This is a genomic window from Burkholderia thailandensis E264 (assembly GCF_000012365.1).
In the GTDB taxonomy this organism is placed as follows: Bacteria; Pseudomonadota; Gammaproteobacteria; order Burkholderiales; family Burkholderiaceae; genus Burkholderia; species Burkholderia thailandensis.
The window spans coordinates 3,416,320-3,440,858 of the sequence record NC_007651.1 but is presented as its reverse complement, the minus strand read 5'-3'; the positions used below and the strand labels follow the sequence as shown (position 1 = coordinate 3,440,858).

General features: G+C 65.5%; 30 protein-coding genes, 1 tRNA gene and 2 pseudogenes. 31 read left to right on the top strand and 2 right to left on the bottom strand.

What is annotated here, in order from left to right:
• Window positions 1–12: 12 nt before the first annotated feature.
• The 23 genes from mlaD (at window position 13) to tatC (ending at window position 16,539) form a co-directional block, all read left to right on the top strand.
• Complete coding sequence (gene mlaD, locus BTH_RS27490) at window positions 13–543, top strand: outer membrane lipid asymmetry maintenance protein MlaD (RefSeq protein WP_009888512.1); 531 nt, start codon at window positions 13–15, stop codon at window positions 541–543.
• Between the two features lie 47 nt (window positions 544–590).
• Window positions 591–1,526, top strand: coding sequence for an MlaA family lipoprotein (locus tag BTH_RS27485; RefSeq protein ID WP_009888514.1), 936 nt, complete (start codon window positions 591–593; stop codon window positions 1,524–1,526).
• Between the two features lie 114 nt (window positions 1,527–1,640).
• A complete protein-coding gene (locus BTH_RS27480) occupies window positions 1,641–2,273 on the top strand; it encodes an MlaC/ttg2D family ABC transporter substrate-binding protein (protein ID WP_009888516.1) in 633 nt (210 codons plus the stop codon).
• Entirely contained in the window at window positions 2,270–2,539 is a 270-nt protein-coding gene (locus BTH_RS27475) for an STAS domain-containing protein (RefSeq protein WP_009888518.1), read from the top strand. Before BTH_RS27480 ends, BTH_RS27475 begins: the two co-directional genes overlap by 4 nt.
• Window positions 2,540–2,853: 314 nt before the next feature.
• Complete coding sequence (locus BTH_RS27470; protein ID WP_009888520.1) at window positions 2,854–3,780, top strand: ABC transporter ATP-binding protein; 927 nt, start codon at window positions 2,854–2,856, stop codon at window positions 3,778–3,780.
• Window positions 3,777–4,532, top strand: coding sequence for an ABC transporter permease (locus BTH_RS27465; RefSeq protein ID WP_009888522.1), 756 nt, complete (start codon window positions 3,777–3,779; stop codon window positions 4,530–4,532). The genes BTH_RS27470 and BTH_RS27465 overlap by 4 nt, the downstream gene beginning before the upstream one ends.
• 95 nt (window positions 4,533–4,627) lie before the next feature.
• Window positions 4,628–4,867: a BolA family protein gene (locus tag BTH_RS27460; RefSeq protein ID WP_004199917.1), complete on the top strand. Its 240-nt coding sequence runs from the start codon at window positions 4,628–4,630 to the stop codon at window positions 4,865–4,867.
• 13 nt (window positions 4,868–4,880) lie between these two features.
• Window positions 4,881–6,230, top strand: a complete 1,350-nt coding sequence (gene murA / locus BTH_RS27455; protein ID WP_009888526.1) for a UDP-N-acetylglucosamine 1-carboxyvinyltransferase — start codon at window positions 4,881–4,883, stop codon at window positions 6,228–6,230.
• Window positions 6,227–6,883, top strand: coding sequence for an ATP phosphoribosyltransferase (hisG, locus tag BTH_RS27450; RefSeq protein ID WP_009888527.1), 657 nt, complete (start codon window positions 6,227–6,229; stop codon window positions 6,881–6,883). Before murA ends, hisG begins: the two co-directional genes overlap by 4 nt.
• 39 nt (window positions 6,884–6,922) lie before the next feature.
• A complete protein-coding gene (gene hisD, locus BTH_RS27445) occupies window positions 6,923–8,260 on the top strand; it encodes a histidinol dehydrogenase (RefSeq protein ID WP_009888528.1) in 1,338 nt (445 codons plus the stop codon).
• A gap of 154 nt (window positions 8,261–8,414) precedes the next feature.
• On the top strand, window positions 8,415–9,485 hold the full coding sequence (gene hisC, locus BTH_RS27440) for a histidinol-phosphate transaminase (protein ID WP_009909979.1): 1,071 nt from the start codon (window positions 8,415–8,417) through the stop codon (window positions 9,483–9,485).
• A 62-nt stretch (window positions 9,486–9,547) separates the two neighbouring features.
• Window positions 9,548–10,135, top strand: coding sequence for an imidazoleglycerol-phosphate dehydratase HisB (gene hisB / locus BTH_RS27435; RefSeq protein WP_009888530.1), 588 nt, complete (start codon window positions 9,548–9,550; stop codon window positions 10,133–10,135).
• A gap of 55 nt (window positions 10,136–10,190) precedes the next feature.
• Complete coding sequence (locus tag BTH_RS27430; protein ID WP_004199909.1) at window positions 10,191–10,811, top strand: YchE family NAAT transporter; 621 nt, start codon at window positions 10,191–10,193, stop codon at window positions 10,809–10,811.
• On the top strand, window positions 10,808–11,449 hold the full coding sequence (gene hisH / locus BTH_RS27425; RefSeq protein WP_009888535.1) for an imidazole glycerol phosphate synthase subunit HisH: 642 nt from the start codon (window positions 10,808–10,810) through the stop codon (window positions 11,447–11,449). Before BTH_RS27430 ends, hisH begins: the two co-directional genes overlap by 4 nt.
• A gap of 167 nt (window positions 11,450–11,616) precedes the next feature.
• Window positions 11,617–12,372, top strand: coding sequence for a 1-(5-phosphoribosyl)-5-[(5-phosphoribosylamino)methylideneamino]imidazole-4-carboxamide isomerase (gene hisA / locus BTH_RS27420; protein WP_009888536.1), 756 nt, complete (start codon window positions 11,617–11,619; stop codon window positions 12,370–12,372).
• A gap of 82 nt (window positions 12,373–12,454) precedes the next feature.
• The gene (gene hisF, locus BTH_RS27415) at window positions 12,455–13,228 is read left to right on the top strand and encodes an imidazole glycerol phosphate synthase subunit HisF (RefSeq protein ID WP_009888537.1); all 774 of its coding nucleotides are present in this window, start codon (window positions 12,455–12,457) and stop codon (window positions 13,226–13,228) included.
• Window positions 13,228–13,641 (top strand): phosphoribosyl-AMP cyclohydrolase, encoded by a 414-nt coding sequence (hisI, locus tag BTH_RS27410; RefSeq protein WP_009888538.1) that lies wholly within the window; start codon window positions 13,228–13,230, stop codon window positions 13,639–13,641. The genes hisF and hisI overlap by 1 nt, the downstream gene beginning before the upstream one ends.
• The gene (locus BTH_RS27405; RefSeq protein WP_009888539.1) at window positions 13,638–14,006 is read left to right on the top strand and encodes a phosphoribosyl-ATP diphosphatase; all 369 of its coding nucleotides are present in this window, start codon (window positions 13,638–13,640) and stop codon (window positions 14,004–14,006) included. Before hisI ends, BTH_RS27405 begins: the two co-directional genes overlap by 4 nt.
• A 52-nt stretch (window positions 14,007–14,058) precedes the next feature.
• Window positions 14,059–14,448, top strand: coding sequence for a DUF4870 family protein (locus tag BTH_RS27400; protein WP_009888541.1), 390 nt, complete (start codon window positions 14,059–14,061; stop codon window positions 14,446–14,448).
• A gap of 28 nt (window positions 14,449–14,476) precedes the next feature.
• Window positions 14,477–14,842 (top strand): histidine triad nucleotide-binding protein, encoded by a 366-nt coding sequence (locus BTH_RS27395; protein WP_009888543.1) that lies wholly within the window; start codon window positions 14,477–14,479, stop codon window positions 14,840–14,842.
• A gap of 88 nt (window positions 14,843–14,930) precedes the next feature.
• Window positions 14,931–15,164, top strand: a complete 234-nt coding sequence (gene tatA / locus BTH_RS27390; protein ID WP_009888545.1) for a Sec-independent protein translocase subunit TatA — start codon at window positions 14,931–14,933, stop codon at window positions 15,162–15,164.
• Between the two features lie 26 nt (window positions 15,165–15,190).
• Window positions 15,191–15,718: a Sec-independent protein translocase protein TatB gene (tatB, locus tag BTH_RS27385; protein WP_009909978.1), complete on the top strand. Its 528-nt coding sequence runs from the start codon at window positions 15,191–15,193 to the stop codon at window positions 15,716–15,718.
• A gap of 38 nt (window positions 15,719–15,756) precedes the next feature.
• A complete protein-coding gene (gene tatC / locus BTH_RS27380) occupies window positions 15,757–16,539 on the top strand; it encodes a twin-arginine translocase subunit TatC (protein WP_009888550.1) in 783 nt (260 codons plus the stop codon).
• 394 nt (window positions 16,540–16,933) lie between these two features.
• On the opposite strand, the gene BTH_RS27375 is transcribed toward tatC, so the two are convergent.
• Window positions 16,934–18,139: a S1C family serine protease gene (locus BTH_RS27375; protein WP_009888560.1), complete on the bottom strand. Its 1,206-nt coding sequence runs from the start codon at window positions 18,137–18,139 to the stop codon at window positions 16,934–16,936.
• 21 nt (window positions 18,140–18,160) lie between these two features.
• Between BTH_RS27375 and BTH_RS27370 the strand changes: the two genes are divergently transcribed.
• The 7 genes from BTH_RS27370 to BTH_RS27340 all read left to right on the top strand — a co-directional run bounded on the left by BTH_RS27370 (window position 18,161) and on the right by BTH_RS27340 (window position 23,294).
• Window positions 18,161–18,907, top strand: coding sequence for a Nif3-like dinuclear metal center hexameric protein (locus BTH_RS27370; protein WP_009888562.1), 747 nt, complete (start codon window positions 18,161–18,163; stop codon window positions 18,905–18,907).
• Window positions 18,908–19,127: 220 nt separating this feature from the next.
• A complete protein-coding gene (petA, locus tag BTH_RS27365; protein ID WP_009888563.1) occupies window positions 19,128–19,748 on the top strand; it encodes a ubiquinol-cytochrome c reductase iron-sulfur subunit in 621 nt (206 codons plus the stop codon).
• A complete protein-coding gene (locus BTH_RS27360) occupies window positions 19,749–21,131 on the top strand; it encodes a cytochrome b (protein ID WP_009888565.1) in 1,383 nt (460 codons plus the stop codon). It begins immediately after the preceding gene.
• Between the two features lie 22 nt (window positions 21,132–21,153).
• Window positions 21,154–21,912 (top strand): cytochrome c1, encoded by a 759-nt coding sequence (locus BTH_RS27355; protein ID WP_009888567.1) that lies wholly within the window; start codon window positions 21,154–21,156, stop codon window positions 21,910–21,912.
• A 92-nt stretch (window positions 21,913–22,004) separates the two neighbouring features.
• Entirely contained in the window at window positions 22,005–22,616 is a 612-nt protein-coding gene (locus tag BTH_RS27350; protein WP_004185176.1) for a glutathione S-transferase N-terminal domain-containing protein, read from the top strand.
• Window positions 22,617–22,685: 69 nt separating this feature from the next.
• Window positions 22,686–23,198, top strand: a complete 513-nt coding sequence (locus tag BTH_RS27345; protein WP_011402553.1) for a ClpXP protease specificity-enhancing factor — start codon at window positions 22,686–22,688, stop codon at window positions 23,196–23,198.
• A gap of 20 nt (window positions 23,199–23,218) precedes the next feature.
• Window positions 23,219–23,294, top strand: a tRNA-Thr gene (locus BTH_RS27340).
• Window positions 23,295–23,791: 497 nt separating this feature from the next.
• On the opposite strand, the pseudogene BTH_RS35935 reads toward BTH_RS27340, so the two are convergent.
• Window positions 23,792–23,917 (bottom strand): annotated as a pseudogene (locus tag BTH_RS35935) (transposase); the annotation flags it as partial.
• Between the two features lies 1 nt (window position 23,918).
• Here BTH_RS35935 and BTH_RS27335 point away from each other — a divergent pair.
• Window positions 23,919–24,422, top strand: a pseudogene (locus tag BTH_RS27335) (IS3 family transposase); the annotation flags it as partial.
• Between the last annotated feature and the right edge of the window lie 117 nt (window positions 24,423–24,539).

Below are 24,539 nucleotides of genomic sequence, written 5' to 3'. Positions count from 1 at the left end.
GCCTTTTCTGGGATGACGATGAAAAAGACTGCTCTCGACTTCTGGGTCGGCCTCTTCGTAGTGTTGGGATTTCTCGCGTTGCTGTTTCTCGCGCTGAAAGTCGGCAACATGAGCTCGCTGTCGTTTCAGCCGACTTACGCGGTGAAGATGAAGTTCGACAACATCGGCGGCCTGAAGCCGCGCGCGGCCGTGAAAAGCGCGGGCGTCGTGGTCGGGCGCGTGAAGACGATCGGCTTCGACACGAACACCTACCAGGCGCTCGTCACGATCGATCTCGACAAGCAGTACCAGTTTCCGAAGGATTCGTCGGCGAAGATCCTGACGTCGGGCCTGCTCGGCGAGCAGTACATCGGCCTCGATCCGGGCGGCGACACGGAAATGCTGAAGGCGGGCGATACGATCACGATGACGCAGTCGGCGATCGTGCTCGAGAACCTGATCGGCCAGTTCCTCTACAGCAAGGCCGCGGACGCGGGCGGCGCGAAGCCGGCCGCCGCGTCGGGCGCGCCCGCGCCGGCCGCGTCGGGCGCGGCGGCACATTGAACGCCGCGCGAGCGGCATACGAGAGAAGAAGCGAGGGGAAGAACATCATGCAGACGATCCGCATCAGCCAAGCGGTGCTGGCGGTCACGGCCGCCGCGGCATTGAGCGGTTGCGCGACGGTCCAGACGCCGACGAAGGGCGATCCGTTCGAAGGCTTCAACCGGACGATGTACACGTTCAACGACAAGGTCGACCAGTACGCGCTCAAGCCGGTCGCGCGCGGCTACCAGTGGGCGGTGCCGCAGCCGATGCGCGACAGCGTGACGAACTTCTTCTCGAACATCGGCGACGTCTACATCGCCGCGAACAACCTCGTGCAGTTGAAGATCGCCGACGGCGTCGGCGATATCATGCGGGTCGTGATCAACACGGTGTTCGGCGTGGGCGGCCTGTTCGACGTCGCGACGCTCGCGAAGCTGCCGAAGCACGCGAACGACTTCGGCGTGACGCTCGGCCACTACGGCGTGCCGAGCGGCCCGTACCTCGTGCTGCCGCTGCTCGGCCCGAGCACCGTGCGCGACACGGCGGGCCTCGCCGTCGACTACGCGGGCAACCCGCTCACCTACGTGCGGCCCGACAGCGTGAGCTGGGGCCTGTTCGGCCTGAACCTCGTGAACACGCGCGCGAACCTGCTGGGCGCGGGCGACGTGCTCGAGGCGGCCGCGATCGACAAGTATTCGTTCGTGCGCAACGCGTACCTGCAGCGCCGTCAGGCGTTGATCGGCGGTGGCGCGGGGGCGCAGTCGAACCTGCCGGATTACGGCAACGAAGCGCCGCCGCCGAATTACGAGATGCCGGAGGAGGGCGCCGCGGCGCCCGCGAGCGGCGCGGCCGCGGCGCCGGCGGCATCGGGCGCGCCGGCCGTGGCTGCACCGGCCGCGGCCTCGGCGCCGAACCCGAGCAGCGCGACGAACGTGCCGGCGCAGCAGGTCGTGCCGCCGTCGCCGGGCGGCATCCATTGGCCGAGCATCCGGCTGCACTGATCCGGCGCTTACATCGGTTACAGCCGGAAACGATTCTGACGGCGGCCGGCGAGAACTTGCGCCGCCGTCGATGGTTCCAAGTCTGGCATCGACTCACACAAGCAGGTCATACCTATGAAGAAACTGTTTCTGATCCCCGTCTTTGCTGCGCTGTTCTCGTTCGGTGCGGCCGTCGCGCATGCGGAGGTCGACCAGTCGAACCCGCAGGCGCTCATCAAGTCCGCGACGCAGCAGGTGCTCGACGAAGTGCGCACGCAGACGATCAAGCAGGGCGACATCGCCCGCATCATGACGATCGTCAACAAGGACATCCTGCCGTACACCGATTTCCGCCGCACGACGCAGCTCGCGATGGGCCGCAACTGGCGCACCGCGACGCCCGCTCAGCAGCAGCAGGTGATCGAGCAGTTCAAGCAACTGCTGATCCGCACCTATTCGGGCGCGCTCGCGCAACTGAAGCCGGATCAGCAGATCCAGTACCCGCCGTTCCGCGCCGATGCGGATGCCACCGACGTCGTCGTGCGCACGGTCGCGATGAACAACGGCCAGCCGGTGCAGATCGACTACCGCCTGTACAAGACGACGCAGGGCTGGCGCGTCTATGACCTGAACGTGCTGGGCGCATGGCTGATCCAGACCTACCAGCAGCAGTTCAACGAGAAGATCCAGCAAAGCGGCGTCGACGGTCTGATCCAGTTCCTGACCGAGCGCAACCAGCAGCTTGCCTCGGGCAAGCAGGCATCGTGAGCAGCTTCGACGCCGGCGCGGCGCTGACCCATGCGAGCGCGAAGGCCGCGCTCGCGCAAGGGCTCGCGCGCATCGAGGCGGGCGCGACCGCCGTCGAGTGCGGCGCGCTCGCGCAGTTCGATTCGTCGGCGCTCGCGGTGCTGCTCGCGTGGCAGCGCGCCGCGCGTGCGCGCGGCGTGACGCTCGACATCGTCAACCTGCCGCCGAAGCTCGCGAGCCTCGCGCAGGCGTACGGCGTCGACACGCTTCTCTCCGGGCGACATTGACGCTCGCGTCCGGGCTCGCCCGCGGCCGCCGCGTGCCGTTTGCGGGCCTTCCCCCGCTTGGTTGATCCATGGCACGCGCGCCGGCTCCGGCCTGGCCGGGGCGGCCGGTGCGCGCAAGAGCACGCAAAAGCGCGGCTCAACGCCTTCGCGACGCGCATCGCGCGTCCGGGCTTCGACTCCGGGTTCCCCGCGCCGGCCGGTCTCGCCGGTTTGCCCTATAATCAACCGTTTTGCGGGACTGCCGAACGGTCCCCATTTCCCCCTTTCGCATCGAGCATAAACAAGGTGCTGCGGCCGTCGTGCCGCGCTCAGTCATGTCAGCCATAGAAATCCGTCACGTCAAGAAGCGCTACAAGTCGCTTCAGGCGCTCAAGGGCGTCAGCCTGTCGGTCGAGGAGGGCGAGTTTTTCGGTCTGCTCGGCCCGAACGGCGCAGGCAAGACCACACTCATCAGCATTCTCGCCGGCCTCGCGCGCGCCGACGAAGGCACCATCGCGGTGCGCGGCCACGACGTCGTCAAGGATTTCCGGGCCGCGCGGCGCGCGCTCGGCGTCGTCCCGCAGGAGCTCGTGTTCGATCCGTTCTTCACGGTGCGCGAGACGCTGCGCATCCAGTCCGGCTACTTCGGGCTGCACCGCAACGACGACTGGATCGACGAGGTGATGGCGAACCTCGATCTCACCGACAAGGCCGACGCGAACATGCGCGCGCTGTCGGGCGGAATGAAGCGGCGCGTGCTCGTCGCGCAGGCGCTCGTGCACCGGCCGCCCGTGATCGTGCTCGACGAGCCGACGGCGGGCGTCGACGTCGAGCTGCGCCAGACGCTCTGGAAGTTCATTTCGCGCCTGAATCGCGAAGGCCACACGATCGTGCTGACCACCCACTATCTCGAAGAAGCCGAATCGCTGTGCGACCGCATCGCGATGCTCCGGCGCGGCGAAGTCGTCGCGCTCGACCGCACGCGCGCGCTGCTGCAGCGCTTCTCGGGGCTGCAACTGTTCGTGCGGCTGTCGGGCGGCGCGCTGCCCGCCGAGCTGCGCGCACTCGAGGCCGAGCCCGCGCCCGCCGCGGAGCCCGAGCATCTGCTGCGGATCACCGATTACGACGAGGTCGAGCGGATTCTGTCGCTATGCCGCGCGGCCGGCTGCGGCTTCGATGAGATCGAGATCCGCAAGGCCGATTTGGAGGATGTGTTCGTGCAGGTGATGAGCGGCGCCGACGTGATCGAGGGGGTGGCATGAGCGGGTTTCGCACGCTGTTCTACAAGGAAATCCTGCGGTTCTGGAAGGTGTCGTTCCAGACGGTGCTCGCACCCGTCGTCACCGCGCTCCTTTATCTGACGATCTTCGGCCACGCGCTGACGGGCCGCGTCGACGTGTATCCGGGCGTCGAGTACGTGAGCTTCCTCGTGCCCGGCCTCGTGATGATGAGCGTGCTGCAGAACGCGTTCGCGAACAGCTCGTCGTCGCTGATCCAGTCGAAGATCACGGGCAACCTCGTGTTCATGCTGCTGCCGCCGCTGTCGTACGCGGACATCTTCGGCGCATACGTGCTCGCGTCCGTCGTGCGCGGGCTCGCCGTCGGCGCGGGGGTGTTCGTCGTCACGATCTGGTTCATTCCGATGAGCTTCGCCGCGCCCGTCTACATCGTCGCGTTCGCGCTGTTCGGCTCGGCGATCCTCGGCACGCTGGGTCTCATCGCCGGAATCTGGGCCGAGAAGTTCGATCAGCTCGCCGCGTTCCAGAACTTCCTCATCATGCCGCTCACGTTCCTGTCGGGCGTGTTCTATTCGACGCATTCGCTGCCGCCCGTGTGGCGCGAGGTGTCGCGGCTCAACCCGTTCTTCTACATGATCGACGGCTTTCGCTACGGGTTCTTCGGCGTCGCCGACGTGAACCCGCTCGCGAGCCTTTCGGTCGTCGCCGGCTTCTTCGTGCTGCTCGCGCTGATCGCGATGCGGCTCCTCGCCACCGGCTACAAACTGCGTCATTGATATGAAACGACGGTCGCCCGCCGCGTTCGCCGCCGCCTTGCCGCGCGCGCCGAACGCGCGCCGGGCGGCCTAGCGCGTACTGACAGGAGCATTTCATGTTGCCGACTCCCGAACTGGTCAAGCAATACATCGAGGCGGGCCTTGCCTGCACGCATCTGGAAGTCGAGGGCGACGGCCAGCATTTCTTCGCGACGATCGTGTCGTCCGCGTTCGAGGGCAAGCGGCCGATCCAGCGGCATCAGCTCGTCTATGCGGCGCTCGGCGACCGCATGAAGCAGGAAATCCACGCGCTCAGCATGAAGACGCTGACGCCCGCCGAATGGCAGAACGCATAAACGGAAACAGTCAGTGCAAGTCACCGTCAACGAACGCGACGCCGTCGAGCGCGTCGCCACGGCAACCCCAGCCGGCAATCGGGAAGCGCACGCGCATGGCACGGACAAGCTCGTGATCGAGGGCGGCCGGCGCCTCGCCGGCGAGATCGCCGTGTCGGGCGCGAAGAACGCCGCGCTGCCGATCCTCTGCGCGGGCCTGCTGAGCGCGGAGCCCGTGCGTCTCGACAACGTGCCGGACCTGAAGGACGTGCGCACGACGCTCGCGCTGCTCGCCCAGATGGGCATGCGCGAGGAGACGGACGGCGCGCGCGTCGTGCTCGACGCGTCGCGCGTCGACAATCCGGTCGCGCCGTACGAGCTCGTGAAGACGATGCGCGCGTCGATCCTCGTGCTCGGCCCGCTGCTCGCGCGCTTCGGCTATGCGAAGGTGTCGCTGCCGGGCGGCTGCGCGATCGGCGCGCGGCCCGTCGACCAGCACATCAAGGGGTTGCAGGCGATGGGCGCCGAGATCCGCATCGAGCACGGCTACATCGAGGCGCGCGCGAAGCGCCTGAAGGGCGCGCGCATCGTTACCGACATGATCACCGTGACGGGCACGGAAAACCTGCTGATGGCGGCGACGCTCGCCGACGGCGAGACGGTGATCGAGAACGCCGCGCGCGAGCCGGAAGTGACGGACCTCGCGCATCTGCTCGTCGCGATGGGCGCGAAGATCGACGGGATCGGCACCGACCGGCTCGTGATCCAGGGCGTCGAACGCCTGCACGGCGCGACGCACGCGGTGATCCCGGACCGGATCGAGGCGGGCACGTTCCTGTGCGCGGTCGCCGCGGCGGGCGGCGACGTGACGCTGACCGGCATGCGCGCGGGCATCCTCGACGCGGTGATCGACAAGCTGCGCGAAGCGGGCGCGACGATCGACGAGGGCGCCGACACGCTGCGCGTGCGGATGGCCCGCCGGCCGAGCGCGGTCGCGATCCGCACGTCCGAATATCCGGCGTTTCCGACTGACATGCAGGCGCAGTTCATGGCGCTGAACGCGGTCGCGGAGGGTTCGGCGCAGGTGATCGAGACGATCTTCGAGAACCGCTTCATGCACGTGCAGGAGCTGAACCGCCTCGGCGCGAACATCGCGGTCGACGGCAACGCGGCGCTCGTCACGGGTGTGCCGAAGCTCTCGGGCGCGAGCGTGATGGCGACCGACCTGCGCGCGTCGGCGAGCCTCGTGATCGCCGGTCTTTGCGCGCAAGGCGAGACGCTCGTCGAGCGCATCTATCATTTGGACCGCGGCTACGACCGGATGGAGACGAAGCTGACGGCCGTCGGCGCGAACGTGCGCCGCATTTCAGGGAGCGAAGCATGACCGCACCGCTGACGCTGGCGCTGTCGAAAGGGCGTATCTTCGAGGAAACCGTGCCGCTCCTCGCGGCGGCGGGCGTGACCGTGGCCGAGGACCCTGAGCGCTCGCGCAAGCTGATCCTGCCGACCACCGATCCGAACCTGCGCGTGATCGTCGTGCGCGCGACCGACGTGCCGACCTACGTCGAGTACGGCGCGGCCGACTTCGGCGTCGCCGGCAAGGACGTGCTGCTCGAGCACGGCGGCGGCGGGCTGTATCAGCCGATCGATTTGAACATCGCGCGCTGCCGGATGTCGGTTGCGGTGCCGGCCGGTTTTGATTATGCGAATGCGGTGCGCCAGGGCGCGCGGCTGCGCGTCGCGACGAAGTACGTCGAAACGGCGCGCGAGCACTTCGCGGCGAAGGGCGTGCACGTCGACCTGATCAAGCTGTACGGCTCGATGGAGCTTGCGCCGCTCGTCGGCCTGGCCGACGCGATCGTCGACCTCGTCAGCTCGGGCGGCACGCTGAAGGCGAACAATCTGGTCGAGGTGGAGGAGATCATGCCGATCTCGTCGCGCCTCGTCGTGAACCAGGCCGCGCTGAAACTGAAGCGCGCCGCGCTGAAGCCGTTCCTCGACGCGTTCGAACGCGCGTCGCAGGGCGGCGGTGCCTGACCTTGCGGCTTTCGGCGCATTACCGGAACGGATGACAGCATGGCTATCAAGATACGCAAACTCGATTCGGCAAGCGCAGGCTTCGCGGCCGAATTGCGTGCGGTGCTCGCGTTCGAGGCGAGCGAAGACGACGCGATCGAGCGCTCGGTCGCGCAGATCCTCGCCGATGTGAAGGCGCGCGGCGACGCCGCGGTGCTCGAGTACACGAATCGCTTCGACCGGCTGAACGCGGCAAGCGTCGCGGCGCTCGAGCTGCCGCAGGACGCGCTGGAGGCGGCGCTCGAGGGCCTCGAGCCGAAGCGCCGCGCGGCGCTGGAGGCGGCGGCCGCGCGCGTGCGCGGCTACCACGAGAAGCAGAAGATCGAGTGCGGCAGCCATAGCTGGCAGTACACGGAAGCCGACGGCACCGTGCTCGGCCAGAAGGTGACGCCGCTCGACCGCGTCGGGCTGTACGTGCCGGGCGGCAAGGCGGCGTATCCGTCGTCGGTGCTGATGAACGCGATTCCGGCGCGCGTCGCGGGCGTCGGCGAGATCGTGATGGTCGTGCCGACGCCGGACGGCGTGAAGAACGATCTCGTGCTCGCCGCGGCGCTTCTGGGCGGTGTCGACCGCGTGTTCACGATCGGCGGCGCGCAGGCGGTCGCCGCGCTCGCGTACGGTACGAAAACGGTGCCCGCCGTCGACAAGATCTGCGGGCCGGGCAACGCGTACGTCGCGTCGGCCAAGCGCCGCGTGTTCGGCACGGTCGGCATCGACATGATCGCCGGGCCGTCCGAGATCCTCGTGCTGTGCGACGGCACGACCGATCCGTCGTGGGTCGCGATGGACCTGTTCTCGCAGGCCGAGCACGACGAGCTCGCGCAATCGATCCTGCTGTGCCCGGACGACGCGTTCATCGAGCGCGTCGAGAAGGCGATCGACGAGCTGCTGCCGACGATGCCGCGCCAGGACGTGATTCGCGCGTCGCTCGAGGGGCGCGGCGCGCTCGTCAAGGTGCGCGACATGGCCGAGGCGTGCAAGATCGCGAACGACATCGCGCCCGAGCATCTCGAGATATCCGCGCTCGAGCCGCACCAATGGGGCAAGCAGATCCGCCACGCGGGCGCGATCTTCCTCGGCCGCTACACGAGCGAAAGCCTGGGCGATTACTGCGCGGGCCCGAATCACGTGCTGCCGACGTCGCGCACCGCGCGCTTCTCGTCGCCGCTCGGCGTGTACGATTTCTTCAAGCGCTCGAGCCTGATCGAGGTGAGCGCCGAAGGCGCGCACACGCTCGGCGAGATCGCGTCCGAGCTCGCGTACGGCGAAGGATTGCAGGCGCACGCGAAGAGCGCCGAGTATCGGATGAAAGGGGCGGGCGACCGCCAGAAGGGTTAAGGGTAAGCCCAGCGCGCGGGTTGCGCGAGACGAGACCAGCCCAAAAAGACGATAACCCGAGACCGCCCGGCGAGGCGTCTCGCGCGGCGCGACCGATGCGCCGCGCGAGACGCTTCGGCCGGGGCCATGCCGGCGCCCGCGCGCCGTTGCCATCATGACTACGCCAGAAGACATCATCCGCCGCGACGTGCTCGCGATGACGAGCTACCCGGTGCCGGACGCGACGGGCTTCGTGAAGCTCGACGCGATGGAGAACCCTTATTCGCTACCGGCGCCGCTCGCGGCGGAGCTTGGCGAGCGGCTCGCGCACGTTGCGCTGAACCGCTATCCGGCGCCGCGTCCCGCCGCGCTGATCGACCGGCTGCGCGCCGTGATGGGCGTGCCCGCCGCGTGCGACGTGCTGCTCGGCAACGGCTCGGACGAGATCATCAGCATCCTCGCGATGGCGTGCGCGAAGCCGGGCGCGAAGGTGCTCGCGCCGGTGCCGGGCTTCGTGATGTACGAACTGTCGGCGAAATTCGCGCAGCTCGAGTTCGTCGGCGTGCCGCTTCGTGCGGACCTGACGCTCGACGTCGACGCGATGCTCGCGGCGATCGCCGAGCATCGGCCGGCGCTCGTCTATCTCGCGTATCCGAACAACCCGACGGGCACGCTGTACCCGGACGAGGACATCGAGCGGATCGTCGCGGCGGCGAACACGAGCCTCGTCGTGATCGACGAGGCGTACCAGCCGTTCGCGCAGCGAAGCTGGCTGCCGCGCGCGGCGGAATTCGACAACGTCGTCGTGATGCGCACGGTGTCGAAGCTCGGCCTCGCGGGCATCCGCCTCGGCTATCTGGTCGGGCTGCCCGCGTGGCTCACGCAGTTCGACAAGGTGCGCCCGCCATATAACGTGAACGTGCTGACGCAGGCGGCGGCCGAATTCCTGCTCGAGCGCGTCGACGTGCTCGACGCGCAGGCCGCGCAACTGCGCGACGCGCGCACGGCGCTCGCGCACGCGATCGGCGCGCTGCCGGGCGCGACCGTGTACCCGAGCGCGGGCAATTTCCTGCTCGTGCGGGTGCCGGACGCGGCCGCCGTGTTCGACGTGCTCCTGACCGAGCGGGTATTGATCAAAAACGTGAGTAAAATGCATCCATTGCTCGCCAATTGCGTGCGCGTAACGGTTGGGTCTCCCGAAGAAAACGCGCGCCTGCTGGCGGCACTGAAACTGGCGCTGCCCTGACGGGCCACCCCGGGGCGCCGCCTTTCTCGTCCCCATTACCTCAGTCAACTCAAGGAATCACCATGCGCGTGGCGGAAGTCGTTCGCAACACCAGCGAAACGCAGATCCGTGTGAAGATCGACCTCGACGGCACCGGCCGGCAGAAGCTCGCCACCGGCGTCCCGTTCCTCGACCATATGCTCGATCAGATCGCGCGCCATGGTCTCGTCGATCTCGATATCGAAGCGCATGGGGATACGCACATCGACGATCACCATACGGTCGAGGACGTCGGCATCACGCTCGGCCAGGCCGTTGCGAAGGCGGTCGGCGACAAGAAGGGCATTCGCCGGTACGGCCATTCGTACGTGCCGCTCGACGAGGCGCTGTCGCGCGTCGTGATCGACTTCTCCGGGCGTCCGGGCCTGGAATTCCACGTGCCGTTCACGCGCGCGCGGATCGGCACGTTCGACGTCGACCTGTCGATCGAGTTCTTCCGCGGCTTCGTCAATCACGCGGGCGTGACGCTGCATATCGACAACCTGCGCGGTGTCAATGCGCACCATCAGCTCGAGACGGTGTTCAAGGCGTTCGGCCGCGCGCTGCGGATGGCGGTGGAGCTCGACGAGCGTGCGGCGGGGCAGATTCCGTCGACGAAGGGCAGCCTCTGATTCCCGGCCGGAGCGAACACAACACCATTGGCCGCGGCGGCTGCGCCGGCTTGCGATGGATCTGCTCAAATCGTTCATTTCCCTGCTCGCGCTGATCAATCCGCTCGGCGCGGTGCCGTTTTTCCTGAGCCTGACCGCCCAGCAGACGGAAGCCGAGCGGCGGCACACGATCCGCATCGCGGCCGTTTCGGTGTTCTGCGTGATCGCGGTGACGACGCTGCTCGGCCAGCAGATCATCGATTTCTTCGGGATCTCGGTGGGCTCGCTCGAAGTCGGCGGCGGGATCATCATGCTGCTGATGGCGATCTCGATGCTGAACGCGCAGATCGGCAACACCCGGTCGACGCCCGAGGAGCGCGACGAGGCGGAGTCGAAGAACAGCATCGCCGTCGTGCCGCTCGCGATTCCGCTCCTGACGGGGCCGGGCTCGATCAGCACGGTGATCGTCTACGCGGCGAACGCCCGGCACTGGTACGACCGGCTCGGGCTCGTCGCGATCGGCGCGGCGCTCGCGCTCATCTGTTTCTTCGCGATGCGGCTCGCCGAGCCGATCGCGCACTGGATCGGCCGCACCGGCATCAACATCGTCACGCGTCTGATGGGATTGATGCTGTCGGCGCTGGCGGTGGAATTCATCGTCGACGGACTGAAGGCATTGTTGCCTGCACTGACATGAAAACTTCGATTGCGATTGTGGATTATGGAATGGGCAACCTGCGCTCGGTCGCGCAGGCGCTCATGAAGGCGGAACCCGCGGCCGACGTGAAGATCGTCGACCGGCCCGAGGCGATCCGCGCGGCGGACCGCGTGGTGCTGCCCGGCCAGGGCGCGATGCCCGACTGCATGCGCTGCCTGGGCGAGTCCGGCCTGCAGGAGGCGGTGGTCGAGGCGTCGCGCACGAAGCCGCTCCTCGGCGTGTGCGTCGGCGAGCAGATGCTGTTCGACTGGAGCGCGGAAGGCGGCACGAAAGGGCTCGGCCTGCTGCCGGGCAAGGTCGTGCGCTTCGCGCTCGAAGGCCGGCTGCAGGACGACGGCTCGCGCTTCAAGGTGCCGCAAATGGGCTGGAACCGCGTGCACCAGACGCAGGCGCATCCGCTGTGGGACGGCGTGCCGGACGACGCGTACTTCTATTTCGTGCACAGCTATTACGTGGTGCCGGACAACCCGGCGCACACCGCGGGCGAGACCCGGTACGGCGACGTGTTCACGTCCGCGGTCGCGCGCGACAATCTCTTCGCGACCCAATTTCACCCGGAAAAGAGCGCCGAAGTGGGGCTGCGGCTTTACCGGAATTTTGTCCACTGGAACCCCTGAACGTGGCGCGAGAGCCACACCCGGCGCGCGCAAAAGGCCCGCCGCACGGGCTTCGCGAGCGGATACGCAGAAAGAGTTGTACTAAACTAGCGGGACGGCATCGCGCCGGATGGGTTGGCGCGCGCCTTTTCGATCTCTTCATTTTTCCCTGACAACACCCGATTGCTATGCTGCTGATTCCGGCCATCGATCTTAAAGACGGTCAGTGTGTGCGCCTCAAACAAGGCGATATGGACCAGGCGACGATTTTTTCCGAGGATCCTGCGGCGATGGCCCGTAAATGGGTCGATCTCGGGGCGCGGCGTCTGCATCTCGTCGACCTGAACGGCGCGTTCGCCGGCAAGCCGAAGAATCTCGAGGCGATCGAGGCGATCCTCGGCGAGGTCGGCGACGAAATCCCCGTGCAGCTCGGCGGCGGCATCCGCAGCCTCGAGACGATCGAGAAGTACCTCGACGCGGGCCTGTCGTACGTGATCATCGGCACCGCGGCGGTGAAGGACCCGGGCTTCCTGCGCGACGCGTGCAGCGCGTTCGCGGGCAACATCATCGTCGGCCTCGACGCGAAGGACGGCAAGGTCGCCACCGACGGCTGGAGCAAGCTCACGGGCCATGAAGTGATCGATCTCGCGCAGAAGTTCGAGGACTACGGCGTCGAATCGATCGTCTACACCGACATCGGCCGCGACGGGATGCTGCAGGGCATCAACATCGAGGCGACGGTGAAGCTCGCACAGGCGGTCGGCATTCCGGTGATCGCGAGCGGCGGCCTGTCGAACATCGTCGATATCGAGAAGCTCTGCGAAGTGGAAGACGAGGGTATCGAAGGCGTGATCTGCGGCCGGGCGATCTACTCGGGCGACCTCGATTTCGCCGCCGCGCAAAAGCGTGCGGACGAACTGAACGGCGAACTCGACGACGCCTGACGCACCGTCTCGGCACGACGCCTTTTCGCCAAGCCGTCCGCCTCGCGCGGCCGGCATTACCCGCGGCATGCCGCGCAACATCATGGCTCTAGCTAAACGCATCATCCCCTGTCTCGACGTGACCGCCGGGCGCGTCGTCAAGGGTGTCAATTTCGTCGAGCTGCGCGACGCGGGAGACCCCGTCGAGATCGCGCGGCGCTACGACGACCAGGGCGCCGACGAACTCACGTTCCTCGACATCACCGCGACGTCGGACGGCCGCGACCTGATCCTGCCGATCATCGAGGCGGTCGCGTCGCAGGTGTTCATCCCGCTCACGGTGGGCGGCGGCGTGCGCGCGGTCGAAGACGTGCGGCGCCTGCTGAACGCCGGCGCGGACAAGGTCAGCATGAACTCGTCGGCAGTCGCCAATCCGCAGCTCGTGCGCGACGCGGCCGACAAATACGGCTCGCAGTGCATCGTCGTCGCGATCGACGCGAAGCGCGTGTCGGCCGAAGGCGAGCCGCCGCGCTGGGAGGTCTTCACGCACGGCGGCCGCAAGGGCACGGGCCTCGACGCGGTCGAATGGGCGCGCAAGATGGCCGAATTCGGTGCGGGCGAGATCCTGCTGACGAGCATGGACCGCGACGGCACGAAGGCGGGCTTCGATCTCGCGCTCACGCGCGCGGTATCGGACGCGGTGCCCGTGCCCGTGATCGCGTCGGGCGGGGTCGGCTCGCTCGAGCATCTCGCGGCGGGCATCACCGAGGGCCACGCCGACGCCGTGCTCGCCGCGAGCATTTTCCACTACGGCGAGCACACGGTCGGCGAGGCGAAGCGCTACATGGCCGAGCGCGGCATTGCAGTGAGGTTGTGATGAACGAAGCAGCGAAGCCGGGCGGCTGGCTCGACAAGGTCCGCTGGGATGCGAACGGCCTCGTGCCGGTGATCGCGCAGGACGCGGCGACGAACGACGTGCTGATGTTCGCCTGGATGAACCGCGATGCGCTGGCGAGGACGATCGAGCTCAAGCGCGCGGTGTACTACTCGCGCTCGCGGCAGCGTCTGTGGTTCAAGGGCGAGGAGTCGGGCCATGTGCAGCACGTGCACGAAGTGCGCCTCGATTGCGACGAGGACGTCGTGCTGCTGAAGGTCGAGCAGGTCGAAGGCATCGCGTGCCACACGGGCCGGCGCTCGTGCTTTTTCCAGAAATTCGAGGGCACCGTCGACGACGGCGAATGGGTCGCGGTCGATCCGGTGCTCAAAGATCCCGAACATATCTACAAATGACGCAACCGACGATCGAAGACACGCTGCTGCGCTTGGCGGCCGTGATCGACAGCCGCAAGGGCGGCGATCCTGAGCAATCGTACGTGTCGCGCCTCTTTCACAAGGGCGACGACGCGGTTCTGAAGAAGATCGGCGAGGAAGCGACGGAAGTCGTGCTCGCCGCGAAGGACGTGCGCCAGGGCGGCGCGCCGTCCGCGCTCGTCGGCGAGGTCGCGGACCTGTGGTTCCATTGCCTCGTCGCGCTGTCGCATTTCGACCTGAGCCCCGCCGACGTGATCGCCGAGCTCGAGCGCCGCGAAGGGATGTCGGGCATCGAGGAAAAGGCGCTGCGCAAGCGCCGCGAGCGCGAGGAAAACGGCGGGTGAGCCGATGCGGCCACACGCCGCGCAAGTTTTGTCATCAAAGGGGAATAGCATCATGCCGGAGTCGCCGAACCAATTTCCACCGTCGTACCAGAGCGCGACCGAGAGCGAGCGTCAGCAGTCATTGCGCACGCTGACGCACATCCTCTACCTGCTGTACGCGATTCACTGGCTGACGGGCGGCATCACGGGCATCGTCGCGATCATCATCAACTACGTGAAGCGCGACGACGCGGTGGGCACCGCTTATCAGGCGCATTTCGAATGGCAGATCCGCACGTTCTGGCGCGCGCTGATCGCGTATCTGATCGGCTTCGCACTGCTGTTCGTCGGGATCGGCTTCATCGTGCTGGGCGCGGTGTGGATCTGGACGCTGTACCGTATTATCAAAGGCTGGCTGTACCTGAACGACAACAAGACGCTCGATCCGCTGGCATGGTTCTGACGCCGCGGAGCGTGCGTCGGGGAACATGATGAGTCACGACCCGAACTGCCTGTTCTGCAAGATCGCGGCAGGCGAGATTCCGAGCACGAAAGTGCACGAGGACGCCGAGTTCGTCGCCTTCCGGGACATCCGGCCCGCGGCCGACACGCACGTGCTCGTGATACCGCGCAAGCATTTGCCGACGCTGTCCGCCGTCACCACGGACGACGCGCCGCTGCTTGGTAGAATGATGGTTCTCGTCGCGCGGCTCGCCGAGCAGTTGGGCTGCGCGTATACGGGCGGCGAAACCGGGTTCCGGACGGTGATCAACACCGGGCCGGGCGGCGGGCAGGAGGTCTACCACCTGCACGCGCATATTCTGGCCGGGCCGCGTCCGTGGCGCCGGATGGGGTGAGATGGCGGGTGGCCCGCCATCCGAACGAAGCCGGCACGGGGCCGGCGATTTGCGCCGCGAGACCGGCGAGGTTTAGGAGAGTTTCATCATGGGCGGATTGAGTATTTGGCACTGGCTGATCGTGTTGCTGATCGTCGCGCTGGTGTTCGGCACGAAGAAGCTGCGCAACATCGGCAACGATCTGGGCAGCGCGGTCAAGGGCTTCAAGGACGGCATGCGCGAAGGCGAGGCCCCCGCGGACCCGCAGCAACTGCCGCGCTCGGGCTCGGTGAACGTCGACGCGAAGGATGCGACGCGTTCGTCGGATTCGAACAAGGCGTGACGCGCGGACACTGACGGGGCGTCTCGATGCTCGATCTCGGTCTTTCGAAGATGGCGCTGATCGGCGTCGTCGCGCTCGTCGTGCTCGGCCCCGAGCGGTTGCCGCGCGTCGCGCGCACGGCGGGCGCGCTGTTCGGGCGCGCGCAGCGCTACATCAACGACGTGAAGGCGGAAGTCTCGCGCGAGATCGAACTCGATGCGTTGCGCACGATGAAGAGCGATTTCGAGCAGGCCGCGCGCAACGTCGAGAACACGATCCACGACAACCTGCGCGAGCACGAGCGCGATCTGAACGCCGCGTGGAATTCGGCGGTGTCGTCGGGCGATCCGGCGGCCGCCGATGCGTCGGGCGGCTTGGGCGCGACGTCCGACGAGCCGTCGTGGCGCACCGTGGCCGCCGCGCCGGCGAAGCGCCGCAACTGGCGCGTGAAGAAGACGGCGACGCCCGTCTGGTACAAGCGGGCGACGATGCGCCGCACGCAGGTTCAGTCGGGCGCCGCACGCGTCGCGCGGCATCAGCCGTCAAGCCTGCGCCGTCCCGCGCGTTTCTTCTGATCGATGATTCGCGCTAGTCATTTCAACCGAGGGCCGGTGTGAGCGACCCCCAGCACAATCCGGACGAAGGTCCGGAAGAAACCTTCATCTCCCATCTCGTCGAGTTGCGCGACCGGATCATTCGGGCAGGCACGGCCGTGATCGTCGTGTTCCTCGGGCTCGTCTACTGGGCACCGGACATCTTCCGGCTGCTCGCGCGACCGCTGATGGAGAACCTGCCGAAAGGCGGCAAGATGATCGTGACCGACGTCACGGGCTCGTTCTTCGTGCCGATGAAGGTGACGATGCTCGTTGCGCTCGTGATCGCGCTGCCGGTCGTGCTGTACCAAATCTGGGCGTTCGTCGCGCCGGGGCTCTATCAGCACGAAAAGAAGCTCGTCGCGCCGCTTGTCGGCAGCAGCTACGTGCTGTTTCTCTGCGGGATGGCGTTCGCGTACTTCCTCGTGTTTCCGACGATTTTCCGCGTGATGGCGCACTACAACGCGCCGCTCGGTGCCGAGATGTCGACCGATATCGACAATTATCTGAGCTTCGTGCTCGGGATGTTCGTCGCGTTCGGGGTCACGTTCGAGGTGCCGATCGTCGTCGTGCTGCTCGTCCGGATGGGCGTGCTGACGGTGAAGAAGCTCAAGGAGATTCGGCCGTACGTGATCGTCGGCGCGTTCGTCGTCGCGGCCGTCGTGACGCCGCCCGACGTGTTCTCGCAGTTGATGCTCGCGCTGCCGCTCGTGCTGCTGTACGAGGCCGGGATCATCGCGGCGCGGCTGTTCGTGAAGCCGCCCGCGAAGGAAGAGGACGAGAGCGAGGCCGCGGCGAATTGACGGAGGCCGTGACGCGGTCGGGGTGGGGCGGCCCAGCCGGTTGTGTCCACGGGAGCGGCTGGGCCTGGGGCGCGGTCGCGCGCATCTTGCGTGCTGAAGGGATGTGCGGGGCGCGATTCGAAGCGCCGGCGGCAACCGCGCCGCCATTCCGGCTCGAGGCAGAGCCGCATCGCGTTGGCCTACCGTTACAGCGGCTACGTAGCCGCTACAAGGCGGCCGGCGCGATCGGCGGCTCGAAACGAAAAAAGGCAACCCTCGGGGTTGCCTTTTTGTTTGTTGGCGCGCGTCGCCGGAAACGCTGCGCGGCCCAGCCGGAATAACCATGCGGCCGCGCCGGGGCGGTGCGCACAGCGCGGGCTCCGCGCGGCCGCCCCTGCGGAGCCCGCCGCCGCGCTTACTCCTCGTCGCTGTTCTGATCGTCGAGCGCCTGTTTCGGTGGCGGCGGCCGCTTGCCGATCACGACCGTCACATCGAACTCCTTGCCCTTGCGCACGACATGAACCTTCGCCGGCGTGCCGGGCTTGATCTGCGCGACGACGTTCAGCAGCTTCGTCGTATCGGTGATTTCCTCGTCGTCGATCGACACGAGAATGTCGCCCGGCTTGATTCCCGCCTTGTCGGCCGGGCCGCCCTGCAACACGCCCGCGACGATCGCGCCCGATTTTTGCGCGAGGCTGAACGACTCGGCGATTTCCGGCGTCACGTCCTGCGGCTCGACGCCGATCCATCCGCGCGTGACGGCGCCCGTCGTGATGATGCTTTCGAGCACGTTGCGCGCGGTCGATACGGGGATCGCGAAGCCGATGCCGAGCGAGCCGCCCGAGCGCGAGTAGATCGCCGTGTTGATGCCGAGCAGGTTGCCGTTCACGTCGACGAGCGCGCCGCCCGAGTTGCCCGGATTGATCGGCGCGTCGGTCTGGATGAAGTTCTCGAACGTGTTGATGCCGAGGTGGTTGCGCCCGAGCGCGCTGATGATCCCCATCGTGACCGTCTGGCCGACGCCGAACGGGTTGCCGATCGCGAGCACGACGTCGCCGACCCGCGCCTGGTCCGAGCGGCCGAGCGTGATCGTCGGCAGATTCGTCATGTTGATCTTGAGCACCGCGAGGTCGGTTTCCGGATCGCTGCCGATCACCTTCGCGGTGGCCGTGCGGCCGTCGGCGAGCGCGACTTCGATCTGGTCCGCGCCGTCGACGACGTGCTGGTTCGTTAGAATGTAACCCTCCGAGCTTACGATGACGCCCGACCCCAGATTGGCCGCGGGCTCCTCCTGCTGCCGGCGCGCGTTGCGGTCGCCGAAGAAATAGCGAAAGAGCGGGTCCTTCGCGCGCGGATCGGGCGGCAGCGAGCCGTCCTTGCTGGAGAATACGTTGACGACCGCGGGCATTGCCTTTTGCGCGGCATCCGCGTACGAGGATTGAGCGGGCGCGCCGCCGACGCCGGGCGCGACTTCCCGCAGCGCGACGATCGGCGCAGCGAGCTGTTTGCCGAGCTGGCCCTGCCGTTGGAGCCACTGCGGCTTGAGCGTCGCCACGATGAACATCAGTGCGAGCAGCACCGTCACCGCTTGGGCGAAGAACAGCCAGAAGCGTCTAAGCATTTGAAGATACTAGAGGTTTATATGGATCGGATCGAACTTGAATTGTACTTGAACAATACCCTCGAAATCGGGCGGTTCAAGGACTACAGCCCGAACGGCCTCCAGGTGGAGGGCCGTCGCAAGATTGAAAAAATCGCCACCGGCGTGACGGCTTCGCTCGCATTTCTCGATCGCGCCCTCGAATGGGGCGCGGACGCGGTGCTCGTCCATCACGGCTACTTCTGGCGCAACGAGGCGCCGCAGATCACGGGCCGCAAGTACCAGCGCCTGAAGCGCCTGCTCGCGAACGACCTGAACCTGTTCGCGTTCCATCTGCCGCTCGACGCGCATCCCGAATTCGGCAACAACGCGCAGCTCGGCGAGCGCCTTGGCCTCATTGGCGACGCGCATTTCGGCGACCAGGACCTCGGCTGGCTCGCGACGCTGCCGATGCCCGTCTCGCTCGAGCACTTCACCGCGAAGGTCGAGAACACGCTCGGCCGCGCGCCGCTCGTGCTCGGCGACTCCGACCAGCAACTGCGCCGCGTCGCGTGGTGCACGGGCGGCGCGCAGAGCTTCTTCGACGCGGCGATCGACGCGGGCGCCGACGTGTTCCTGACGGGGGAGGCGTCCGAGCACGTGACGCACGCGGCGGCCGAGAGCGGCGTCGCGTTCGTTGCGGCGGGGCACCATGCGACCGAGCGTTTCGGCATTCAGGCGCTCGGCCAGCATTTATCGGAGCGTTTTGATCTCGAGCATATTTTCATCGATATTCATAACCCGGTTTAATTGCGCAAATTGCCGCACCGCATCCAAAACAAAACGCGTTGCGGTGCACATTTCGCGCATTATCGAAACGGGTATTTCGATAGCTCGGGGAAACCCTTGATTAATAATAGCTTCGGGAGGTATTTAACGTCCGGGTCTTGTAAATGCCGACTCCATTCGAGCAAACTAGCGGCGGTGTGAAATGTCGTGACGGATATCCAACTCAGAATTGGGGCGTGTGATGCGAGACAAAGAAGACGAACACGTCGACAGCGGCCGCCGGACATGGCTGATTGCGACATCGGTTGCGGGCGGCGTCGGTGGCGTCGCAACCGTGATACCTTTTGCGGCGTCGATGGCGCCGTCCACCAAGGCTAAGGCGGCCGGCGCGCCCGTCGAAGTCGACATCAGCGCGCTCAAGCCGGGCGAGATGCTCACGATTCCCTGGCGCGGCAAGCCGGTGTGGGTGCTGTACCGCACCGACGACATGCTCGCCGACGTCGTCAAGGCGGACAAGGAAGTCGCCGATCCGCAGTCGAAATCGCCGTACTCGATGCCGTTGCCGTCGTACTGCGCGAACGAGTACCGGTCGAGAGCCGACCACAAGAACATCCTCGTCGTGATGGCCGTGTGCACGCACCTCGGCTGCACGCCGACCTCGCGCTTCACGCCGGGGCCGCAGCCGAACCTGCCCGACGATTGGCCGGGGGGCTTCCTGTGCCCGTGCCACGGCTCGACCTACGACCTCGCCGGACGGGTCTTCAAGAACAAGCCGGCCCCGCAGAATCTGGACGTCCCGCCTTATATGTTCACGTCGGCCACGACGCTCGTGATCGGCAAGGACGAGAAAGGAGAAGCGTAAATGGCGACCGACAACAAAGAGATCTCCACAACAGGCTTGCTCGGCTGGGTCGACCGGCGCTTTCCTCTTACTTCCACCTGGAAGCAGCATCTTTCCGAGTATTACGCGCCGAAGAACTTCAACGTCTGGTATTTCTTCGGGTCGCTCGCGCTGCTCGTGCTCGTCAACCAGATCGTCACCGGCATTTTCCTGACGATGAACTACAAGCCCGATTCGACGCTTGCGTTCGCGTCGGTCGAGTACATCATGCGCGAGGTGCCGTGGGGCTGGCTCATCCGCTACATGCACTCGACGGGCGCGTCGATGTTCTTCGTCGTCGTCTACCTGCACATGTTCCGCGGCCTGCTGTACGGCTCGTACCGCAAGCCGCGCGAACTCGTGTGGATCTTCGGCTGCGCGATCTTCCTGTGCCTGATGGCCGAGGCGTTCTTCGGCTACCTGCTGCCGTGGGGCCAGATGTCGTTCTGGGGCGCGCAGGTGATCGTGAACCTTTTCTCGGCGATTCCGTTCGTCGGTCCGGACCTGTCGCTGTGGATTCGCGGCGACTACGTCGTGTCCGACGTCACGCTGAACCGCTTCTTCGCGTTCCACGTGATCGCGATTCCGCTCGTGCTGCTGCTGCTCGTCGTCGCGCACCTGATCGCGCTGCACGAAGTGGGGTCGAACAACCCGGACGGCATCGAGATCAAGGAGAAGAAGGACGAGAAGGGCGTGCCGCTCGACGGCATTCCGTTCCATCCGTACTACTCCGTGCACGATTTCTTCGGCGTTTGCGTGTTCCTAATGGTGTTCGCGCTGATCGTGTTCTTCATGCCGGAGATGGGCGGCTACTTCCTCGAGGCGAACAACTTCATCCCGGCGAATCCGCTGCAGACGCCGCCCGAGATCGCGCCCGTCTGGTATTTCACCGCGTTCTACGCGATGCTGCGCGCAACGACCGACCCGTTCAAGATCGTGCTGATGATCGTGATCGCCGCGCTCGGCCTTCTCGCGCTCGTGCGCGCGCGCGGCAAGTGGAAGATCGCGCTGCCCGTGCTCGCCGCGGCGCTCGTCGTCTTCATGTACTTCACCGAATCGAAGTTCTGGGGCGTCGTGGTGATGGGCGGGGCCGTCGTCACGCTGTTCTTCCTGCCGTGGCTCGATCGCAGCCCGGTGAAGTCGATCCGCTACCGGCCGTTCTTTCACAAGGTGTTTTTCGGGATCTTCGTCGCCGTGTTTTTGACGCTCGCGTTCCTCGGCACGCGACCGCCTTCGCCCGCCGCGACGCTGATCGCCCAGGTGTGCGCGCTCGTGTATTTCGCGTTCTTCCTCGGCATGCCGTTCTGGACGCGGCTCGGCACCTTCAAGCAGCCGCCCGAACGCGTGCGGTTCAAATCCCATTGACGTGAGCGAAGGGGGAATTCGTATGAAGAAATTGCTTTCGACGCTCGCAATGTTTATTGTGTCGGCATGTCTGCTGACGAGCGTATCCGTGCGGGCCCAAGAGGGGGAGTTTCCGCTCGACCGGGCACCCGATAACACGGAGAATCTCGTCTCCTTGCAGCATGGCGCGCAATTGTTTGTAAACTATTGCCTGAATTGCCATAGTGCGAACCTGATGCGCTACAACCGGCTGACGGACCTCGGTATCTCGCAGAAGGAGATCGAGAAGAATCTGCTGTTCACGACCGACAAGGTCGGCAGTACGATGACCGTTGCGATGCGGCCGGAAGACGCGAAGAGCTGGCTCGGCGTCGCGCCGCCGGATCTGTCCGTCGAAGCGCGCGCCCGCAGCCGTGATTGGCTCTACACGTATCTGCGCACTTTCTACCGCGACGATACGCGCCCGACGGGCTGGAACAACGCCGTGTTCCCGAACGTCGGCATGCCTCACGTGCTGTGGCAGCTTCAGGGGGAGCGCATTGCAAAATTCGAGGAAAAGACGGACGAGGAAACGGGCGAGAAAGTGCGCAAGCTCGTCGGATTCCAGCAGTTGACACCCGGAACGCTCGCGCCGGCGGATTACGATGCCGCCGTCGGCGATCTGGTTGCGTACCTGAGCTGGATGTCCGAGCCGGCGCAACAGACCCGCAAGCGCCTTGGCGTGTGGGTGCTGCTGTTCCTTGGTGTCCTGACGTTCCTCGCATGGCGGCTCAACGCCGCCTACTGGAAAGATATCAAGTAATCACGCCGAGACTGGCGTGGGGCCAGCGCAAGGAAGAGCCTGCAAGGGGCTTTTCCACGCGCTGGCCCTCGGCTTTTTGAGGAAACGCAAACATGATGGTTCTGTATTCCGGCACGACTTGCCCGTTCTCCCAGCGTTGCCGGCTGGTGCTGTTCGAAAAAGGGATGGATTTCGAGATCCGCGACGTCGACCTGTTCAACAAGCCGGAAGACATTGCGGTGATGAATCCGTACGGACAGGTGCCGATTCTCGTCGAACGCGATCTGATCCTGTACGAATCGAACATCATCAACGAGTACATCGACGAGCGCTTCCCGCATCCGCAACTGATGCCGGCCGACCCGGTGCAGCGCGCGCGCGCGCGCCTGTTCCTGCTCAACTTCGAGAAGGAACTGTTCGTGCACGTGAGCACGCTCGAGAACGAGAAGGGCAAGGCCGCGGAGAAGAGCCACGAGAAGGCGCGCCTTGCGATCCGCGATCGCCTGACGCAGCTCGCGCCGATCTTTCTGAAGAACAAGTACATGCTGGGCGAAGAGTTTTCGATGCTCGACGTCGCGATCGCTCCGCTCCTGTGGCGTCTCGACCACTACGGGATCGAGTTGTCGAAGAATGCCGCGCCGCTGATGAAGTACGCAGAGCGGATCTTCAGCCGTCCTGCCTATATCGAAGCGCTGACGCCGTCCGAAAAGGTCATGCGTCGTTAAGCTGTATGTGACTGGGGAACGGATGCGGCGGCATGGCGCTGCCGCATCCGTTCCCGTTCGAGGATGGCGATGCAAGAGATTTCCACGAAGCCGTATTTGCTGCGCGCGTTGTACGAGTGGTGCACGGATAACGGATATACGCCCCATATCGCGGTGCGGGTCGACAAGTCGACACGCGTGCCGCGCCAGTTCGTGCGCGACGGCGAGATCGTGTTGAACATCAGCTTCGAGGCGACGAGCCAGTTGCAGATGGGCAACGAATGGATCGAGTTCACTGCGCGGTTCTCGGGCAAGGCGCACAAGATCGAGGTGCCGGTTGCGAACGTGCTCGCGATCTACGCGCGCGAGAACGGGCAGGGAATGGCGTTTCAGGTCGATGTCGTCGCGGAGACGGGCGATGCCGAGGGCGGCGACGGGCTTGCTGCGGCGGAAGAGGGAGGCGATGCCGGCACTCACGCTGCGCCCGACGCCGTGATCGAGGCGGCATCCGAGTCCGATGAACCTGCGGATGAACTGCCGAAGGTCGATGGCGACGGCGAAGGCGCGAAGGGCAGTCGGCCTCGCCTCAAGATCGTGAAATGAGGTAGAATTTCGGGTTCAACGCCGGCTTAGCTCATCTGGTAGAGCAGTTGATTTGTAATCATCAGGTGGCGGGTTCGAGTCCTGCAGCCGGCACCAATAAAATCAAGGGGTTACGTGAATTTCACGTAACCCCTTGTGCTTTCTGGGCGTTGAAAAGTACATTTTCGGTACAGTCAGCTCTCAGAACAGGTACATGGCAACCATCGTCAAGACGCCTTCCGGCACGTGGAAGGCCGTCATCCGCAAGATCGGTTGGCAACATTCATTCACACCGTCGAGACGGTACCGGCGACTCGCTTACTGCTGTCCATGCGGCAGGGTTGGACTGGTGGCATACAGGCATAGGTAACCAAGTTCGTTGCGGACGCAAGAATCCAGGCAGTGAGCGTGCTATCGGTGTGCTTGGTGTCATTCAAGGCGCGCACATTCGCAAAATTTCCTGGAAGCGTCAGATTGGCACAGTTCCAACGTTGCAACGCGAGCCATTGACCGAGGACTTGGTGGCAAGAGTGGAGTTAGCGCTATCTACCGCACGCGATAGTCTGGATGAGTGGTTGATCTTGGAAAACGAGCGTCCTGGACTATGGCCCGATCAGCTGCGCGACGAGCCAGGCGTGAAGCTGACTGAGAAGCGGTCGGGCATGTGCTTCTCGATACGCACGACGCTCGTCGGGCGGTTTGCCGCGTATCGCGTCTTCGATCTTGTACAACGCACCGATACCAGAGCCGCTGGCGGCGCCGTCCGCCGTCAACCAGGTCTGGTCGATGGACTTCATGCACGACCAACTGGCCGACGGACGCAGCATCCGGCTATTCAACGTGATCGACGACTTCAACCGCGAGGCACTCGGCATCGAGATCGACTTCTCATTGCCGTCGGAACGCGTGATCCGTGCGCTGCGGCAGATCATCGGTTGGCGCGGCAGGCCAAAAGCGATTCGGTGCGACAACGGGCCCGAGTACCTGGGCGCTGCGATCATCGAATAGGCTCGACAGTACGGCATCAGGCTCGACTACATCCAGCCGGGCAAGCCGCAGCAGAATGCGTATGTCGAACGATTCAACCGGACCGTGCGGTACGAATGACTGTCGCCGTACCACTGGGACGACCTGGACCACGTGCAGCGTTTCGCAACCGACTGGATGTGGACTTACAATCACGACCGCCCGAACATGGCCTTGGGCGGATTTACGCCAAAACAGCGGCTGGTCATGGCCGCTTAGTTTCTACTTCTGAGCCCCGTGCAAAGCGGGGGGATTACCGGGCCGCTCATCGAAAACGATATTCGCGGCCGTCTTTTCTATCGACGTGAAAAATCCGGCATCCGCCGGGCTTTCCCC

Excerpts from the sequence above, each read along its gene's own strand:
- mlaD (WP_009888512.1), top strand. The coding sequence starts at position 13 with ATGACGATGAAAAAGACTGCTCTCGACTTCTGGGTCGGCCTCTTCGTA.
- BTH_RS27485 (WP_009888514.1), top strand. The coding sequence starts at position 591 with ATGCAGACGATCCGCATCAGCCAAGCGGTGCTGGCGGTCACGGCCGCC.
- BTH_RS27480 (WP_009888516.1), top strand. The coding sequence starts at position 1,641 with ATGAAGAAACTGTTTCTGATCCCCGTCTTTGCTGCGCTGTTCTCGTTC.
- BTH_RS27470 (WP_009888520.1), top strand. The coding sequence starts at position 2,854 with ATGTCAGCCATAGAAATCCGTCACGTCAAGAAGCGCTACAAGTCGCTT.
- BTH_RS27465 (WP_009888522.1), top strand. The coding sequence starts at position 3,777 with ATGAGCGGGTTTCGCACGCTGTTCTACAAGGAAATCCTGCGGTTCTGG.
- BTH_RS27460 (WP_004199917.1), top strand. The coding sequence starts at position 4,628 with ATGTTGCCGACTCCCGAACTGGTCAAGCAATACATCGAGGCGGGCCTT.
- hisG (WP_009888527.1), top strand. The coding sequence starts at position 6,227 with ATGACCGCACCGCTGACGCTGGCGCTGTCGAAAGGGCGTATCTTCGAG.
- hisD (WP_009888528.1), top strand. The coding sequence starts at position 6,923 with ATGGCTATCAAGATACGCAAACTCGATTCGGCAAGCGCAGGCTTCGCG.
- hisC (WP_009909979.1), top strand. The coding sequence starts at position 8,415 with ATGACTACGCCAGAAGACATCATCCGCCGCGACGTGCTCGCGATGACG.
- hisB (WP_009888530.1), top strand. The coding sequence starts at position 9,548 with ATGCGCGTGGCGGAAGTCGTTCGCAACACCAGCGAAACGCAGATCCGT.
- BTH_RS27430 (WP_004199909.1), top strand. The coding sequence starts at position 10,191 with ATGGATCTGCTCAAATCGTTCATTTCCCTGCTCGCGCTGATCAATCCG.
- hisH (WP_009888535.1), top strand. The coding sequence starts at position 10,808 with ATGAAAACTTCGATTGCGATTGTGGATTATGGAATGGGCAACCTGCGC.
- hisA (WP_009888536.1), top strand. The coding sequence starts at position 11,617 with ATGCTGCTGATTCCGGCCATCGATCTTAAAGACGGTCAGTGTGTGCGC.
- hisF (WP_009888537.1), top strand. The coding sequence starts at position 12,455 with ATGGCTCTAGCTAAACGCATCATCCCCTGTCTCGACGTGACCGCCGGG.
- hisI (WP_009888538.1), top strand. The coding sequence starts at position 13,228 with ATGAACGAAGCAGCGAAGCCGGGCGGCTGGCTCGACAAGGTCCGCTGG.
- BTH_RS27405 (WP_009888539.1), top strand. The coding sequence starts at position 13,638 with ATGACGCAACCGACGATCGAAGACACGCTGCTGCGCTTGGCGGCCGTG.
- BTH_RS27400 (WP_009888541.1), top strand. The coding sequence starts at position 14,059 with ATGCCGGAGTCGCCGAACCAATTTCCACCGTCGTACCAGAGCGCGACC.
- BTH_RS27395 (WP_009888543.1), top strand. The coding sequence starts at position 14,477 with ATGAGTCACGACCCGAACTGCCTGTTCTGCAAGATCGCGGCAGGCGAG.
- tatA (WP_009888545.1), top strand. The coding sequence starts at position 14,931 with ATGGGCGGATTGAGTATTTGGCACTGGCTGATCGTGTTGCTGATCGTC.
- tatB (WP_009909978.1), top strand. The coding sequence starts at position 15,191 with ATGCTCGATCTCGGTCTTTCGAAGATGGCGCTGATCGGCGTCGTCGCG.
- BTH_RS27375 (WP_009888560.1), bottom strand. The coding sequence starts at position 18,139 with ATGCTTAGACGCTTCTGGCTGTTCTTCGCCCAAGCGGTGACGGTGCTG.
- BTH_RS27370 (WP_009888562.1), top strand. The coding sequence starts at position 18,161 with ATGGATCGGATCGAACTTGAATTGTACTTGAACAATACCCTCGAAATC.
- petA (WP_009888563.1), top strand. The coding sequence starts at position 19,128 with ATGCGAGACAAAGAAGACGAACACGTCGACAGCGGCCGCCGGACATGG.
- BTH_RS27360 (WP_009888565.1), top strand. The coding sequence starts at position 19,749 with ATGGCGACCGACAACAAAGAGATCTCCACAACAGGCTTGCTCGGCTGG.
- BTH_RS27355 (WP_009888567.1), top strand. The coding sequence starts at position 21,154 with ATGAAGAAATTGCTTTCGACGCTCGCAATGTTTATTGTGTCGGCATGT.
- BTH_RS27350 (WP_004185176.1), top strand. The coding sequence starts at position 22,005 with ATGATGGTTCTGTATTCCGGCACGACTTGCCCGTTCTCCCAGCGTTGC.
- BTH_RS27345 (WP_011402553.1), top strand. The coding sequence starts at position 22,686 with ATGCAAGAGATTTCCACGAAGCCGTATTTGCTGCGCGCGTTGTACGAG.